Source organism: Bacillus weihaiensis, from assembly GCF_001889165.1.
Classification (GTDB): domain Bacteria; phylum Bacillota; class Bacilli; order Bacillales; family Bacillaceae; genus Metabacillus; species Metabacillus weihaiensis.
The window spans coordinates 2,860,164-2,875,169 of sequence record NZ_CP016020.1 but is presented as its reverse complement, the minus strand read 5'-3'; the positions used below and the strand labels follow the sequence as shown (position 1 = coordinate 2,875,169).

The following is a 15,006-nucleotide window of genomic DNA, read 5'->3' as shown; positions in this document are numbered from 1 at the left end:
ATCTGATAGCAATAATGGGTGAGTAAAGCTCCTTAGCATATCGTAGATAGCTAGTACAATTGTTTTACCTCATTACCCTCCTAAACCGTTTCTTCTGTTTTGATACTCCAAAAACAACCCATAATATTCCAAAAGTATAAAAAATATACCTCCAAACTATATAGTGAACATATTTGAGCCAATAGACTCATAAATAACAATATAAACAATAGAGCTTTTATCAGAGTTGTTTTTAATTTATCCTCATCTATGGTTCCTTTTTCCCTTTGGCTTTATATTGGATACTACATTTCACTATTGAAGGGAGAGACTGCATGCGAGTGCCAGAAAGCAATCGACGGTTGGATTGGCATAGTCAAAATATGTTACTATCTCAGACAATAGAGCATAGTTCTAATGTGAAAAACACGTATATGAAACCAAGAATTGTAGCTTTCATACCTGCACACAATGAAGAAAAGTCAATAAGAGATTGTTTAGCAGGCATTGGGGATCAAAAGTTGCCAGAAGGGGTAGAGCTTGATGTATTTGTCATAGCTGATAATTGCTCAGACAACACGGCCGAAAAGGCATTGGACGCTGGGGCAGAGTTTAACTTGAATTTATATGTGCTAAAAACCAAGAATAATAAACAACGGAAAGTAGGTGCTTTGAACCACGCTTGGAAAAATATTTATGGTGATCATCTTGATATTTATTTTGAAGATCTTACCCCTTATCAGAAGATATACAAGCAGTCGATTAAAGCGATATTAGGAATGGATGCTGATAGTCGATTAGCTCCTAAAGCTCTTATGTATATGTGGGAAGGGCTCATGAGTGCTCGAAATATCGGTGGCGTTATGGCTAAGTACACGATGCGGATGCCAAAGAAGAAAAGCACCTTATCAAAAGATGATGTGCACTATGAAGAAAAGCTTGCAAGTGGTGAGTATGGAGGCTTTTTGGCACGTTGGTGGACACATCAGCAAAAACAAGATATGGCAAGCTGGCTGCTTGATCTTCAATACAATGGTGGTAGTACGTACGTATTAGGTGGTCAAGCGACGTTGTTTCGACCTGAAGCTCTCCAAAATATAGTAGATGAAAATAAATTAGATGGACCGTGGCAGGATGAAAGTGATGTTGAGGATATGTTGCTTACATGGCAGCTCCAAAAATCAAATTGGAAAACGCTCATTAGTCCGAAAGCGCGTTGTTTTGTCGATTCGATGAGGAGTTATCATACATTTAGACAGCAGCGGAATAAGTGGCAATCTGGAACAGTTGGTTTGTTGACAAGTAAAGATATCGGTGTAAAAACAAAGCATTTAGGAAAGATTTGGAGATCTCAGCTGAAATCCATGATGAACTTACTAATCAGGGTCTTATTTCTTCTTTTATTAGTAGTGTCGATAGCCACAGATCAATTTCAATGGTCTTGGATTTGGTTAACTCCGATTGTTGTTGCTTCCATATTAAATACTATATTAGCGATAAAGACTCCAATGAATCGGCCAATCGACGTTTTGTTGGCAGCGCTGCTTATCAGTCCAGAAATATATTTATGGGTAAATTTGGTTACGTTTGTGCATGTGTGGCTAGATCGTTTTTCCGCTACAAAAAAAGATGGATGGGCGAACCAATACAAGGCAGAAGCAGGTATAACAAGGAGTAAAATTGTACATCTTCTTCTTATTTTAACTATTATCACTATGTCAGTTGTATTTTTGTGTATTTATTATCAAGATTTTTTAACGAGCAGTACCATGCAAATGGCCACTCAACCGTATTTAATAATGGGATGGACAGTCTTAACTTATATAACAGTATTTGCTACTCTGCAAATGGTTTACCAAATATGGACGTTACGTGCGAACTATAGTGCGTAAAAGGAGTCAGAGCTGCTTGATAATACAACTTTCTAAAGCTATCGCTTAGGAGACCGACTAATAACTTACAAATCGAATAAAAAAGCTAAAGAGTTGACATTCTTTAGCTTTATTTCGTGTACTTCACCAACTGGTAATTAGTACTTCGAGTTTCCAGCTCCAGCAATCTTTAAGATCGCTACCCTCTTACTCCTTATCATCGGGGACATATTCCAAAATATCACCTGGTTGGCAATCTAAAGCTTTACATATGGCTTCTAAGGTGGAAAAACGAACGGCCTTCGCTTTCCCGTTTTTTAAGATAGACAGATTCGCCATAGTAATTCCAACTTGTTCAGTTAGTTCTGTAACACTCATTTTTCGTTTCGCCAACATGACGTCAATATGAATAATAATCGCCATTTAATTCTCCTTACACTGTTAAGTCATTCTCAGATTTTAGATCAATCGCTTTTTGTAATAGCTTTTGTAAAAGAGCCGCAAAAATAGCGATGCATGCTGAGACAAAAGGGATAAAAATTCCAAGTATAAAGGTCACTGGGTTACCTGCCTGCTGAGAACTTAAGTAAAAGAACCCAATGATATACAAGACACAAATCAATAGGGCACAAAGCTTTATCGTCTTTAATTCCTTTACGGATAAAGAGGAAAACGCTGTGTCTTTATCAATGTAATGTAAGAGCTTTAAAGCAGAATAAAGAGCATAGAAGAAGGGGAGTGCTGTCATATAGATTCCGATGAGTAGCGGGTATTGTAAATGAGCATATTCAGGATATACCTCTGCTAAAACACGGGCTTGCCAGGGAAGCCAAAAGAAACATAAGAATAAAACGATTATTCCTATCATACAAATCGCAACTCTCAAGAAAATGGAAGAAACATTGTTCAAGCTTTTCACCTCGTTCTAGTTTATCGTGTTCTCTTAAGAAAGTTTACGTCATAATTTATTGTTTTTCAATAAATTTTACAAAAAAATACTCGTTTGGTTAGGTGTTTTCTAAAACTTTGTTGCTACTCTATAGGCATTTAAGAACATATAGCTTATTTACATGAAAATCGCTAATAAGCAAGGGAGAAAAAAGCTTATCGTCCAATACAGTGAGAAAAAGCCTGTACACAGGCTGAAATCCGGCACTTAAAATTTTCGAAAACCCAAAAAAGCTCGCATTAGAAAAAGCGAGCTTTCAAATATCCTTATTTAACGTGTAAAAACTTAATGCAAACAGGGTCTGGAACAGTAATAGAAGAATCTAGTAAAGTTAATTTACCTGTTTTTTTGTCTCTTGAGAAGAGAACAAGATTGCTGCTTTCTTGATTAGATGCAAGTAAGAAGTTTTCTGTTGGATCTAATGCGAAATCACGAGGCCAATGTCCTTCTGTCGATGTATACTCTATGAACGTAAGTTCGCCAGTTTCATTGTTCACTGAGTAGCTCGCAATGCTATCATGACCTCGATTTCCAGCATAAACAAATTGTCCGTCAGAAGAAATGTGAATGGCACTTCCTTGGCTATTTTCAGTAAAATCCGCTGGAATCGTCGCTATGTATTGTAGCTCAGTAAATGAACCAGTTTCTGAATTGTATTCTAGGGAAATGACTTCGTTGCTTAGCTCTGTCATTACATACGCGTATTTTCCATTGGGATGAAATGTTATGTGTCTTGGGCCACTGCCGGATTTTACGGATAGTGAGCTGACTTCTTCTAGCTTACCGTCATTCGTTTTATAGGTAATGACCTGATCTGTTCCTAAATCAACGGCAACAACAAATCTACCGTCAAGTGTAAAGCCTGAGTAATGAGCATGTGGCTTTTCTTGTCTTTCGTGCGGACCACTTCCTATATGCTGGCTTACAGATTGTGCTGGAGTTAAAGAAGAATCTTCATTAACGAGATGTGAAACAATAGTTCCTAAGTGATAATTCGCTGTAACGACTTGAGTGTTTGACTCATCGACACTAACATGACATGGAGATGTGCCATCTAATAATTGACGATTGATTTCAGTTAGATTGCCGGTTTGTTCGTCAATAGAGTAAGTAGCGACTCCACCTTGGGAGCCATCCTTTAGAACGGCATATAAATAGTTGTTATCCTGACTAATGTTTACATATGTAGGGTTTTCTATTGTTGCAACAGGCTTTATTTGCTGAATTTTTTTAGATTCAGTATCAAATGTAAAGCTATAAACTCCTTCACTGTCACCTTTTGTGTATGTACCGATATATCCTTTAAATATAGACAAGTATAATATCCCCTTTCTAGGCATTCGTTTCCTTCATTATATCGTTTGTCTGTAGGCTACAACAACATTTATCTATCTAAGTATGATATAAGGTGGTAAAATAAACATATTTTATAACACTTATTAAAGGAGAAACTTAAAAAATGCTAAAGCGGTTCTTTTCCTATTATGTACCACACAAGAAATTATTTATTTTAGATTTTAGTAGTGCAATTGTGGTTGCTCTCCTTGAATTAGCTTTTCCGCTTGCAGTGCAATGGTTTATTGATGTTCTTTTGCCAACGGAGAATTGGACTGCTATTGTTTCTGTAAGCTTAGGGTTGTTTTTTATCTACCTGTTAAGTACATTTCTTCAGTTTATCGTCAATTATTGGGGCCATAAGCTTGGGATCAATATTGAAACGGATATGAGGAAACAGCTTTTTCAGCATGTCCAAAAGCAATCATTTAAATTTTTTGATAATACAAAGACTGGGAACGTGATGAGTCGAATTACTAATGATTTAATGGATATTGGCGAGTTAGCCCACCATGGTCCAGAGGATTTATTTATTGCGATTATGACCTTTGTTGGTGCTTTTTGGATAATGTTTACAGTGAACGTGAAGCTAGCACTTGTTGCGCTTATCGTCTTACCGTTTTTAGGGTGGCTAATGGTTGTAAGTAATTTAAAAATGAATAAAGCATGGAGAAAAATGTACGGTGAAATAGCAGATGTGAATTCTCGTGTAGAGGATAGTGTATCTGGAGTTCGTGTTGTCCAATCTTTTACAAATGAAAAATTTGAAAACGACCGATTTTCAATAAATAATATGAAGTTTCGTAAAGCGAAGCTAGGTGGTTATAAGGTGATGTCCTTTAGTTTATCAGGAATCTATATGATGACACGCTTTGTAACATTGGCAGTTCTTGTCGTAGGTGCTTGGTTAAGCTATACTGGCCAGCTTACGTACGGTGAACTAGTCGGGTTTGTTCTTTATATTAATGTATTATTTAAACCGATTGATAAAATTAGTGCCCTTATGGAGCTTTATCCAAAAGGGATGGCTGGGTTTAAAAGATTTACCGAGTTACTTGATCGCAAGCCAGATGTTGTTGATGTAAAGGATGCCATTGAAGTAGAGTCCTTACGTGGTGACATTGCATTTGAAAATGTTACTTTTGGCTATGAAGATCATAAGGTTGTGTTAAATGGCATAAATCTACATATACATGCTGGTGAAACGATTGCATTTGTCGGCCCTTCAGGAGCGGGGAAAACAACGATTTGTACGTTAATTCCTAGATTTTATGATGTGAATGAAGGTGCGATTAAAATTGATGGTATGAACATAAGAGATTTAACAAAAGAATCGTTACGTTCACAAATTGGAATTGTTCAACAGGACGTTTTCCTTTTTACGGGAACTCTCCGTGAGAATATCGCATATGGGAAGCTAGATGCCTCTCAGGAAGAAATTGAAGAAGCTGCGAGAAGAGCGCATTTAACCACTCTAATCGAATCTTTGCCACATGGATATGAGACACAAATTGGTGAAAGAGGCTTGAAGCTTTCTGGAGGTCAAAAGCAACGTATTGCGATTGCTAGAATGTTCTTGAAAAACCCACCAATCTTAATCTTAGATGAAGCTACTTCAGCCTTAGACACCGAAACAGAGATGATCATACAACAAGCATTAACTGAGCTCTCTAAGAATCGTACAACTCTTGTCATCGCTCACAGACTAGCGACAATACGAAATGCAGATCGCATTGTCGTGGTGACAGAGAATGGAATAGCGGAAGAAGGAAAGCATGATGAATTGATTGAAATGGGCGGTATTTTTGCTAACCTGCATAAAGTTCAATTTCAAAAATAGTGTACTTTTAGGGCTTACCATTTGGTAGGTCCTTATTTTTTTGGTCATGCTAATGATGAGCGAGGATGAAAACTAGTTGCATGTAGCAAAAATCTTTTAGTCACATGATGGCGATTACATAACAGGTAAACCAACAAAACCTTGGTATCACAGTCTTTTTGCAATTATTAGACTTCTAAAAAAGCAATTGACACTCTATTTGAACTTTTGTATCGTATGTAAGTATGTTTTACTTTAGGAGGATATCATGACGAATCAAAATACACATCAAGTAAAAGTAACAGTAGCGGATCCATCTGCACTTGGTCTTTTTGGATTAGCGATGGTGACACTAGTTGCTTCATCACAGAAATTAGGCTTAACAGACGGAGTAGCATTCATTCTACCTTGGGCATTCTTTTTAGGTGGACTGGCTCAATTAATTGCGAGCTTTTTAGATGCTAAACATAATAATACATTTGGTACAACAGCGTTTGCTGCATTTGGTTTGTTCTGGTTTGGTGTTGGGATGTCTTGGTTAATTCAATTAGGTGCATTCGGTGAGGCATTGGCAGCTAATGCAGATCCTAGACAGCTAGGTATTGCGTTTATCGGTTATTTGATTTTTAGTGTGTTCATGACTATTGGTGCGATGGAAACACATAAGGTATTATTTTTTATTTTTGTTTTTATTGATTTCTTATTTATTGGTTTATCCTTAAGTACGTTAGGTGTAATGCCTGAAGCAACCCACATGATTGCAGCGATCGCTGAGCTTTGTATTGCCTTATTATCTTTCTATGGCTCTGCAGCAGCGGTATTAAATGTTCACTTTGGTAAGGTTGTTCTTCCGGTAGGAAAACCATTTGGAATTTTTGTAAAGTGAAAAAAAGCGTGAACTCATATATAAGAGTTCACGCTTTTTTTTGATAGAACAATAAGATTATGAGGTACTTTTAAAAAAGTGGATAAAATAAGAGGCAGCTCCATGATTATAGGATGGTACTTATTATTCCTACTAAAAAGGGAGGTGAAAAAGCCCGTAATTATAATAGTACCTTAAGTGGGTATAAAAAATTTTTTCGACGATTCTATAAAAAGGAACGGAAGATTTTGTTCCGTTGATATTTTTCTTATATAATTTTATTAGTGGTTGTGAAATGGGTGGAAATTTAGTTGTAATCTTTATTTTTATAGTTGATTGAATTTATTTGGGTGTGTTTATGTGGAATTATTCAAAATGTTTATTGAGGTGAAAAGGCATGTTAAGATTAAGGGAAAGAGAGTCAAATGGAAGCGGAGACCCCGCAGTTGATACGTCGTTGAGGCTCCTGGACGCTCGCCTGAAACAAATGAGTCTAACGGAGATTTATAAATAAGTTTAATAGAGCTTACTATCCTATTTTATTATTTTGATAAAATATATTTTGTATACGTATGTATGAATATGCATGAACTTGTGGAGTTGAGTCATTGACTGTTAGTAAGATAAGATGAGGATAAGGGGGAGATTAACGGTGAAAAAACATATATCAATAATCGGAGTTCCAATGGATTTAGGTCAATCAAGACGTGGAGTTGACATGGGGCCAAGCGCGATACGTTATGCTGGGGTTGTCGAGCGTTTAGAGGATTTAGATTATGAGATTTATGATTGTGGTGATATCGAGATTGGGCGACGTGAAACGCAAGAAGAAGCTGGAGGAGAAAAGTTAAAACATTTGAAAGCGGTATCAGAAGCGAATGAGAAATTAGCTTCTTCTGTCGATGAAGTGATTGAAAAAGGTTCTTTTCCTCTAGTATTCGGTGGTGATCATAGTATAGCAATTGGTACGTTAGCTGGTGTGTCAAAACACTATCATAACTTAGGTGTGATTTGGTACGATGCTCATGGTGACTTAAATACAGCAGACACATCTCCATCAGGTAATATTCATGGAATGCCACTTGCTGTTAGTTTAGGAATCGGACATCCTGCTTTAACGAATATTTTAGATTACTCTCCAAAAGTGAAGCCTGAAAACATTGTCATTATCGGAGCTCGCTCTCTAGATGAAGGGGAACGTGTGTTAATTCGAGAAAAGGGTATAAAAGTATATACCATGCATGAAATTGATCGACTTGGTATGACAAAGGTAATGGAAGAGGCTATTGAATATTTAAAAGAAAGAACAGATGGGGTGCATTTGTCTCTTGATTTAGATGGCTTAGACCCAAGTGACGCTCCTGGAGTAGGTACACCTGTGTTAGGTGGGATTAGTTATCGTGAAAGTCATTTAGCAATGGAGATATTAGAGGAATCAAAAATCATTACATCAGCTGAATTTGTTGAAGTGAATCCTATACTAGACCATGGTAATAAAACAGCAGGGGTTGCTGTAGCGCTCATGGGTTCCTTGTTCGGAGAAAAGCTACTTTAATTATAGATGTTAATATTAATCTTCATTTATTACTCTTTGTTGATTGTAGTGGAATGTGTGTATCGGAAAACAACAACTACATTTAACTAGAACTATTTCATAAGAAAATACGAAAAATTGACCAAAATCGAATATTCTACAGAAAAACTTATTTATAATGGCTTTTTTCTGAAAGATTGTAGGTAATGCTGTTTTCTTCATTTGCTTGATTATAAGAAACAAAGTAGACGAAAACAGCCTATTTAATAAAGGAGGAAATAAGTGTGAAAACAGTATCTAAACAAGTTATTGATCAAACAGAACAGTATGGTGCCAACAACTATCATCCGCTACCAATCGTGATTTCAGAGGCAGAAGGTATTTGGGTGGAGGATCCTGAGGGGAACCGCTACTTAGATATGCTTAGTGCGTACTCAGCGGTTAACCAAGGTCATCGCCATCCAAAAATCATCCAAGCATTGAAGGATCAAGCTGACAAAGTCACACTAACTTCCCGTGCCTTTCATAATGATCAGCTCGGACCTTGGTATGAGAAAATCACTAAAATGACGAAAAAAGAAATGGCTCTTCCGATGAATACAGGTGCTGAAGCTGTTGAAACAGCTATTAAAGCGGTAAGACGTTGGGGTTATCAAGTAAAAGGAATTGCAGATAATCAAGCTGAAATAATTGCATGTGTTGGGAATTTCCATGGACGTACGATGACGGCTGTTTCTCTTTCATCAGATGATGAGTACCGTAAAGGCTTCGGGCCAATGCTTCCAGGGATTAAGCTTATTCCATATGGTGACTTAGAGGCTTTGAAAAATGCCATTACACCTAACACAGCAGGCTTCTTATTTGAACCGATTCAAGGTGAAGCAGGCATTGTAATCCCAAGAGAAGGATTTATTAAAGAAGCGTTCAAGGTATGTAAAGATAATAATGTTCTTTTTATAGCAGATGAAATTCAAGCGGGACTTGCTCGTTCTGGTAAGCTGTTTGCCTGTGATTGGGAAGAGGTTATACCTGATATGTATATTCTAGGAAAAGCATTAGGTGGAGGTGTATTCCCAATTTCATGTGTTGTTGCAAATAAAGACATTCTTGGTGTGTTTAATCCTGGATCACATGGTTCAACATTTGGAGGTAATCCACTTGCTTGTGCTGTTTCTCTTGCATCCTTAGAAGTAATTGAAGATGAAAACCTTGTGGAACGTTCACTTGAATTAGGTGCGTATTTCCAAGAACGCTTAAAGGAGATAAATAATCCGGTTATAAAAGAAGTGCGTGGAAGAGGGTTATTTATCGGTGTTGAATTAACTAAACCTGCACGTAGCTATTGTGAAGCCTTAAAAGAAAAAGGATTACTGTGTAAGGAAACACATGACACTGTTATTCGTTTTGCACCACCGCTAGTTATTTCAAGAGAAGATTTAGATTGGGCAATTGACCGAATTAAAGAGGTATTGGCTTAAATAGAGATTTTATTGATTCTTTAAAAAGGAAAGAGACTGGGACAGAAGTGCCTGGCACCTTATCGTAACGACTATATGTACGCACTGATTTATCTAGTGCACACAATAGATTGTATCGGATGGTGCCTGGCTCTTTGTTTTGTCCCAGCCTCTTCTTACTTTTACGCTCTTTAAACTTTGTTGCTTGTATAGAGTCATCTTTCATATATATACCATAGGTGGTAAGCAAGATCAGAGCTGCGCTTTTTACAAATAGAAGCACAGGGGAAAAATCCGGCAGTTGGGATTTTTTTGATCATGCAACAAACTATGAGAAACCGCCCCTTCTTTTAAAACACTACATGAGCAATTCCTATAATAATCGGAATAGAAATAACTGTACGTAGCAAAAAGATTAACACGAGATCAAGGAACGTAACGGGAACCTTTGAACCTAATAGTAACCCACCTACCTCAGACATATAAATCAGCTGTGTAATGGATAAACACCCAATGATAAAGCGTGTCATTTCGCTTTCAATTCCACTTCCAATGATAGCAGGCAAGAACATATCCGCAAAACCAATCAGCATCGTTTGGGAAGCCTCCGCTGCTTCTGGAACCTGCAGCATTTCTAATACAGGAATAAAGGGGGCGCCAAGTAGCTTGAACAATGGAGTGTATTCTGCTATAACGAGAGCAATAGTGCCAATCGTCATAACGATAGGCAAAACACCTAACCATAGATCAAGGACATTTTCCACGCCGCCCTTTACAACATCTGAGAACCTTTTATCACTTGCTTGCTTAACTGCTCGATTTACCCCCCATTTAAATAAAGAGATGGAATCAGATTTCTCCTCTTCTTTCTTGTCTTTCTGGTTATGGTACGTATCCGCTTTTCTTGAGAGTGGTGGAATACGCGGGAGAATAAGTGCACAAGCAAGTCCAGCAACCACAATGGTTAAGTAGAACGCTCCGAAATATTTTTCGAGCTCTAAATATTCCATGATGACTATGGTGAACGTAATCGATACAACGGAGAAGGTTGTGCCAATAACGGCTGCTTCACGTTTTGTATAGAAGCCATCCTCATATTGTTTGTTAGTAAGTAGCACTCCGACAGTACCATCACCTAACCATGAAGCTAAGCAGTCAATAGAAGAGCGACCAGGTAAGGTGAATAAAGGTCTCATAATCTTTGTGAACATCGCCCCACAAATTTCAAGTAAACCAAAGTCTAATAGAAGGGGTAAAAATAGCCCAGCAAAAATAAAAATTGTGAACAAAACAGGGATCAAATCAAATAATAGAAGGCCCCCTGTATTTTCGTTCCAAACGGAAGAAGGTCCAACCTGAAATAAAACCATACAAGAAAATAAAAATCCGACTACCCTTGCAATTTGCCAAATCCAAGATACAAAAAAAAGCTTTTTCATTAATGCGGAATTCAACATAAATGTAGGCTTAGCTATCCCTGCTATTAAAGAAAAAATAGCGGATAACCCAATAATACTTGTCGCTATAAATGGAATGGAATCTCCTAAAATATCTTGAAGCTTTGATGCTAACCAAGCCACAGAAATTGTAAATTCTCCATTAATTGACACGGGAATAATAAATAAAAATATTCCTATGAAAGAAGGAATAATAAATGTTAAATAATGTTTCAGTGTATACATGTTTCTCCAACCTTTTTGCTGTAATAGTGTGTGAATAAGAAATCGTAAATCAGTTTCTCAACAGATATTACGTGTGATTTTCCACCTTATTAATAATAGTATGAATTCATAAATATGCAAGAGGAAAATGTAATTTTTATACCCTTCTTTGAAAGAAAATACAATCGGTTCCTAAAAAGTTTTTTTGTAGCATTAAGATAGTAGGTATGTAATAAGCAATCGTCCATTTAGTAGAATCATTAGCAAGAGTGAAACAAGGATCTCCTTGAATGGTTGTGTTTAGTAATAATTGTCGCAATACATATGAAAAATGAATGTGAAATAAACTAATTCAACAATATTCGACAACGCTGCTTCCTTTTTCATAGTATGATGAAGTAAATTTATATGAAGGAAGTGCTTTTGGAATGTCTGTTGGCTTAAATTCGGGTGATATTATTTTTCAACTCATGATGATGCTGTTTATGATAGGTATTCCCATCATCGTTATTTATATTATTGTAAAAGTCGTCAAAATGTTACGAATGAATCAAGGTCAGCTTGACAGAATTGAAGAAAAACTTAATTCCTTAGAGGAAAGAATGAATGATCTTGACAAGTAAGCTAGGGGGTACAAGGATAAGCTTTACGGTTCAAGCTCTGTCTGGCTGTAGTTCTAAGTAATGTTAATAATGAAGCTGTTACTATTTGTGGGTAACGGTTTTTAGTATGTTTAAGTTACATTACATTGTCCGGGTTCAAGCCTGAATGGTGAGTAGTGTGTAGGGAGTAGGGAGTAGGGAGTGCGAAAATAGTCGAAATTTCTCGAATCGCGGATAGAGCACCAATAATCGCGGATAGCACGTGTAAAATCGCGGATAGAGCACCAATAATCGCGGATAGCACATGTAAAATCGCGGATAGGGCATCAATAATCGCGGATAGCACATGTAAAATCGCGGATAGCGCATCAAAAAGAGTGGGTAAAACCCGTAAACTCAAGATAAATCAGAAAAAAAAACCATATAGGAAGCACGAGTTTTGATGGTAGATCTTAAATTCTCGGAAATTAATGTAAAAACTAGTGTTGACACCATAAAAAAAATCAAAACAATCCCAACATATAAGGTTACCATTAGAGAAGCAAAGAGAAAGTGGTTAGAGGGAAATGCCTGTGCTTAAACCATGTTTGTAAGCCATCTTTCTTCCCTATAAGAGCTAGCCTCACCATTCAATATTTTTCTATATGATTGTAAATAATAAAAATACAAAAAAAGAAAGAAGAAATAGGTGATGTCTTGGAAAAAACAAAGCTCAACAAAGATGCATTAGCTGTTTTACATAATAAAATTCAGCTAATTACTACGGATAGTGGTGCCATTTATTTAGTAGGACCAATTCGATTACCTGTCAACTTATATGGTGAAACGGTTATATTCGAATGGTACAGTTGGCTTAATTGTAAGGATGTTACAGAGAATTTTGAAGAAGTTATTGAAAAATTATCTTCAATTAATTTGGCAGAGCTCCAACAGTCTAGCGTATTAACGTACGGTGATTTTTCTTATGGAGAAGAGGCGCTTATACGCATGCATTCAATCTGTCATACAGGTGACATATTTGGTAGCAAACGCTGTGACTGTGGGTATCAATTAAAGCATTCCATGAAAGCGATTGTGGAGCACGGCACGGGAGCACTTTTTTATTTAGCGAATCATGAAGGCAGAGGAATTGGCTTATTTAGTAAGGCTATGGCATATATTCTTCAAGAGAACGGTTACGACACAGTTGATGCGAATGAAAGCTTAGGCTTTGTCGATGATGCCCGGAATTATGATGATGCTATTTCTGTTTTAAAAGCCCTTCGACAAAAGCCAGTGACAGTAATGACGAATAACCCTAAAAAGCTAGAAGCGCTGAAAAATTCAGGTTTAGTTGTGTCAGGGAGGGAACCACTATGGGGAGATAAGTCAGAGTTTAATGAATCATATTTGCAGACAAAAATTCAAAGATCTGGTCATATAGAAGATCAAGGAACTTGCCCGATAGACTGAAGGGAAGCTTTAGCTGGAAGTTGGATAAAAGCCGATAAACATTTTATGAAGACATAAAAGATGTTTATTGGCTTTTTCTCATTATAGATTAAGCTTCTTAAGTTTGTGTGGTGCTTACCTATTTCAACATTTTTTACGAGATCCTCACTTTTTTTCGCTTTGAAAGCTCCTAAGAATAAAGTCCTAAATAAAGGAAAAAAAGAAAATGAGAAGAATAGGTAGAAGAGAAGTCAATGTCTAGTAACAGAGTGAACGTTAGACTACTAAATTAATAGCCCTATAGTGAGGAGAAATAGAGAGGCTTCTAGTATGAAACTACAATCACACTCTTCCTAGTCGAACATTTAGCAAGGAGAAGAAAAAGTATGAGTCCCATAGTTGAATTTGCTGTTGTATTTCTTATGATGGTTGCAATTATCCTGCCATTTACGACGTTTATCCATGAGCTTGGTCATGCACTAACTGCGGCCGTCCTTTTAAAGCAACCAGTGGATATTATTTTAGGTATGGAAGAGAAGACACGGAGTATAAGAGTTGGGAGGATAACTATAAAATTACAGCCTCTTAGTGGATGGGTAGGTTTTTTTCGTTATTCACATGAGAAGCCAATGAAGAAAATGACCTTCATTCTGATTATGCTTTCAGGCCCGTTGTTCTCCCTTTTGTTAGCGATTAGTAGTTATTTATTTGTGAGCAATGTAGACATTCCACCAATCGTAAATAAGGTGATCATTTTAATTATGAATACAGCATTCATTCAGTGTGCGATTACAATCATTCCAGTGAAATACCCTTCGTTTATGGGAGCTTATAGTGGAGTGAGGAGTGATGGGTATCAAGTGGTGAGCTGTTTATGTTCAAAAAAAGGAGGGAAGTGAGTGATGCAAATCCGTGAAGCAAAAATTGAAGATATGCACACTATTTACATGATGGGCTATGATGTTTGGGGAGGAGATCTGTCGGTAGAGGACTATATAAAAGAATGTTCTCAGTCTATAAAATATCAGAAGGGTACTTGGTTTCTCTTACAAGATGATGTAACTGGAAAGATCTTAAGTTCCTGCGTAATATATGATCTTGAATTGAAAGAGATGAGAGCGAAAGGAATTGGTTCAATTGCGACAAGGGCCGAGGATAGAAGAAAAGGGAATGCATCAGAACTTGTAAGGGGAGTGATAAAGGAAATAGAGCATACGGAAAACTGTTCAACTTTTTTTCTATATAGTGACATTGGAACGGTATTTTATGAAAAGTTAGGGTTTTTACGATTCCCTGTTCAAAATTATTTGCAGTCGACATGTATGTATCTTTCAAAGGATCGACATGTAAATATGGAATCTATTGAGCCACCACCTTATTTTTAATGAAAAATTTTTACCTCTATCTTAGTCGAATGATAGAGGTTTTTTATGTTTTAAAATTGACTTATAGGACTAGAAGCTGTAAATTGAATAAAAACCGTCCAGACGGTACAGTGATTGT

At 36.9% G+C, this 15,006-nt stretch carries 14 protein-coding genes; 9 read left to right on the top strand and 5 right to left on the bottom strand.

Translation table 11 applies throughout. From position 1 onward, the window contains the following. Positions 1-314: 314 nt before the first annotated feature. On the top strand, positions 315-1,871 hold the full coding sequence (locus A9C19_RS13820) for a glycosyltransferase family 2 protein (protein ID WP_338022830.1): 1,557 nt from the start codon (positions 315-317) through the stop codon (positions 1,869-1,871). Between the two features lie 186 nt (positions 1,872-2,057). Here the strand turns inward: A9C19_RS13820 and A9C19_RS13815 are convergent, their stop codons facing one another. From A9C19_RS13815 to A9C19_RS13805, 3 genes are all read right to left on the bottom strand, one after another. Then, complete coding sequence (locus tag A9C19_RS13815; protein ID WP_072580489.1) at positions 2,058-2,273, bottom strand: helix-turn-helix domain-containing protein; 216 nt, start codon at positions 2,271-2,273, stop codon at positions 2,058-2,060. 10 nt (positions 2,274-2,283) lie between these two features. Further along, a complete protein-coding gene (locus tag A9C19_RS13810; protein WP_072580488.1) occupies positions 2,284-2,760 on the bottom strand; it encodes a DUF2975 domain-containing protein in 477 nt (158 codons plus the stop codon). Positions 2,761-3,065: 305 nt separating this feature from the next. Then, positions 3,066-4,139 (bottom strand): lactonase family protein, encoded by a 1,074-nt coding sequence (locus tag A9C19_RS13805; RefSeq protein ID WP_072580487.1) that lies wholly within the window; start codon positions 4,137-4,139, stop codon positions 3,066-3,068. 119 nt (positions 4,140-4,258) lie between these two features. Between A9C19_RS13805 and A9C19_RS13800 the strand changes: the two genes are divergently transcribed. The 4 genes from A9C19_RS13800 (at position 4,259) to A9C19_RS13785 (ending at position 9,830) form a co-directional block, all read left to right on the top strand. After that, positions 4,259-5,974 carry an ABC transporter ATP-binding protein gene (locus tag A9C19_RS13800; protein WP_072580486.1) on the top strand — a complete coding sequence of 572 codons (1,716 nt, stop codon included), beginning with the start codon at positions 4,259-4,261 and terminating at the stop codon, positions 5,972-5,974. 247 nt (positions 5,975-6,221) lie between these two features. After that, positions 6,222-6,839 carry an acetate uptake transporter gene (locus A9C19_RS13795; protein WP_072580485.1) on the top strand — a complete coding sequence of 206 codons (618 nt, stop codon included), beginning with the start codon at positions 6,222-6,224 and terminating at the stop codon, positions 6,837-6,839. A gap of 631 nt (positions 6,840-7,470) precedes the next feature. Next, on the top strand, positions 7,471-8,373 hold the full coding sequence (gene rocF / locus A9C19_RS13790; RefSeq protein WP_267888724.1) for an arginase: 903 nt from the start codon (positions 7,471-7,473) through the stop codon (positions 8,371-8,373). A 263-nt stretch (positions 8,374-8,636) separates the two neighbouring features. After that, the gene (locus A9C19_RS13785) at positions 8,637-9,830 is read left to right on the top strand and encodes an ornithine--oxo-acid transaminase (RefSeq protein ID WP_420835797.1); all 1,194 of its coding nucleotides are present in this window, start codon (positions 8,637-8,639) and stop codon (positions 9,828-9,830) included. A 329-nt stretch (positions 9,831-10,159) separates the two neighbouring features. On the opposite strand, the gene A9C19_RS13775 is transcribed toward A9C19_RS13785, so the two are convergent. Beyond that, positions 10,160-11,491, bottom strand: coding sequence for a YjiH family protein (locus A9C19_RS13775; protein ID WP_072580481.1), 1,332 nt, complete (start codon positions 11,489-11,491; stop codon positions 10,160-10,162). 407 nt (positions 11,492-11,898) lie between these two features. Between A9C19_RS13775 and A9C19_RS13770 the strand changes: the two genes are divergently transcribed. After that, complete coding sequence (locus A9C19_RS13770) at positions 11,899-12,093, top strand: hypothetical protein (RefSeq protein WP_072580480.1); 195 nt, start codon at positions 11,899-11,901, stop codon at positions 12,091-12,093. 115 nt (positions 12,094-12,208) lie between these two features. Here A9C19_RS13770 and A9C19_RS21515 read toward each other — a convergent pair whose 3' ends face one another. Further along, a complete protein-coding gene (locus A9C19_RS21515) occupies positions 12,209-12,472 on the bottom strand; it encodes a hypothetical protein (RefSeq protein WP_145925798.1) in 264 nt (87 codons plus the stop codon). 296 nt (positions 12,473-12,768) lie between these two features. On the opposite strand from A9C19_RS21515, the gene A9C19_RS13765 reads away from it, so the two are divergent. The 3 genes from A9C19_RS13765 to A9C19_RS13755 all read left to right on the top strand — a co-directional run bounded on the left by A9C19_RS13765 (position 12,769) and on the right by A9C19_RS13755 (position 14,888). Then, the gene (locus A9C19_RS13765; RefSeq protein WP_072580479.1) at positions 12,769-13,524 is read left to right on the top strand and encodes a GTP cyclohydrolase II; all 756 of its coding nucleotides are present in this window, start codon (positions 12,769-12,771) and stop codon (positions 13,522-13,524) included. A 365-nt stretch (positions 13,525-13,889) separates the two neighbouring features. Beyond that, complete coding sequence (locus tag A9C19_RS13760; protein WP_072580478.1) at positions 13,890-14,402, top strand: site-2 protease family protein; 513 nt, start codon at positions 13,890-13,892, stop codon at positions 14,400-14,402. A gap of 3 nt (positions 14,403-14,405) precedes the next feature. After that, positions 14,406-14,888, top strand: a complete 483-nt coding sequence (locus tag A9C19_RS13755; RefSeq protein ID WP_072581896.1) for a GNAT family N-acetyltransferase — start codon at positions 14,406-14,408, stop codon at positions 14,886-14,888. The last annotated feature ends 118 nt before the right edge of the window (positions 14,889-15,006 follow it).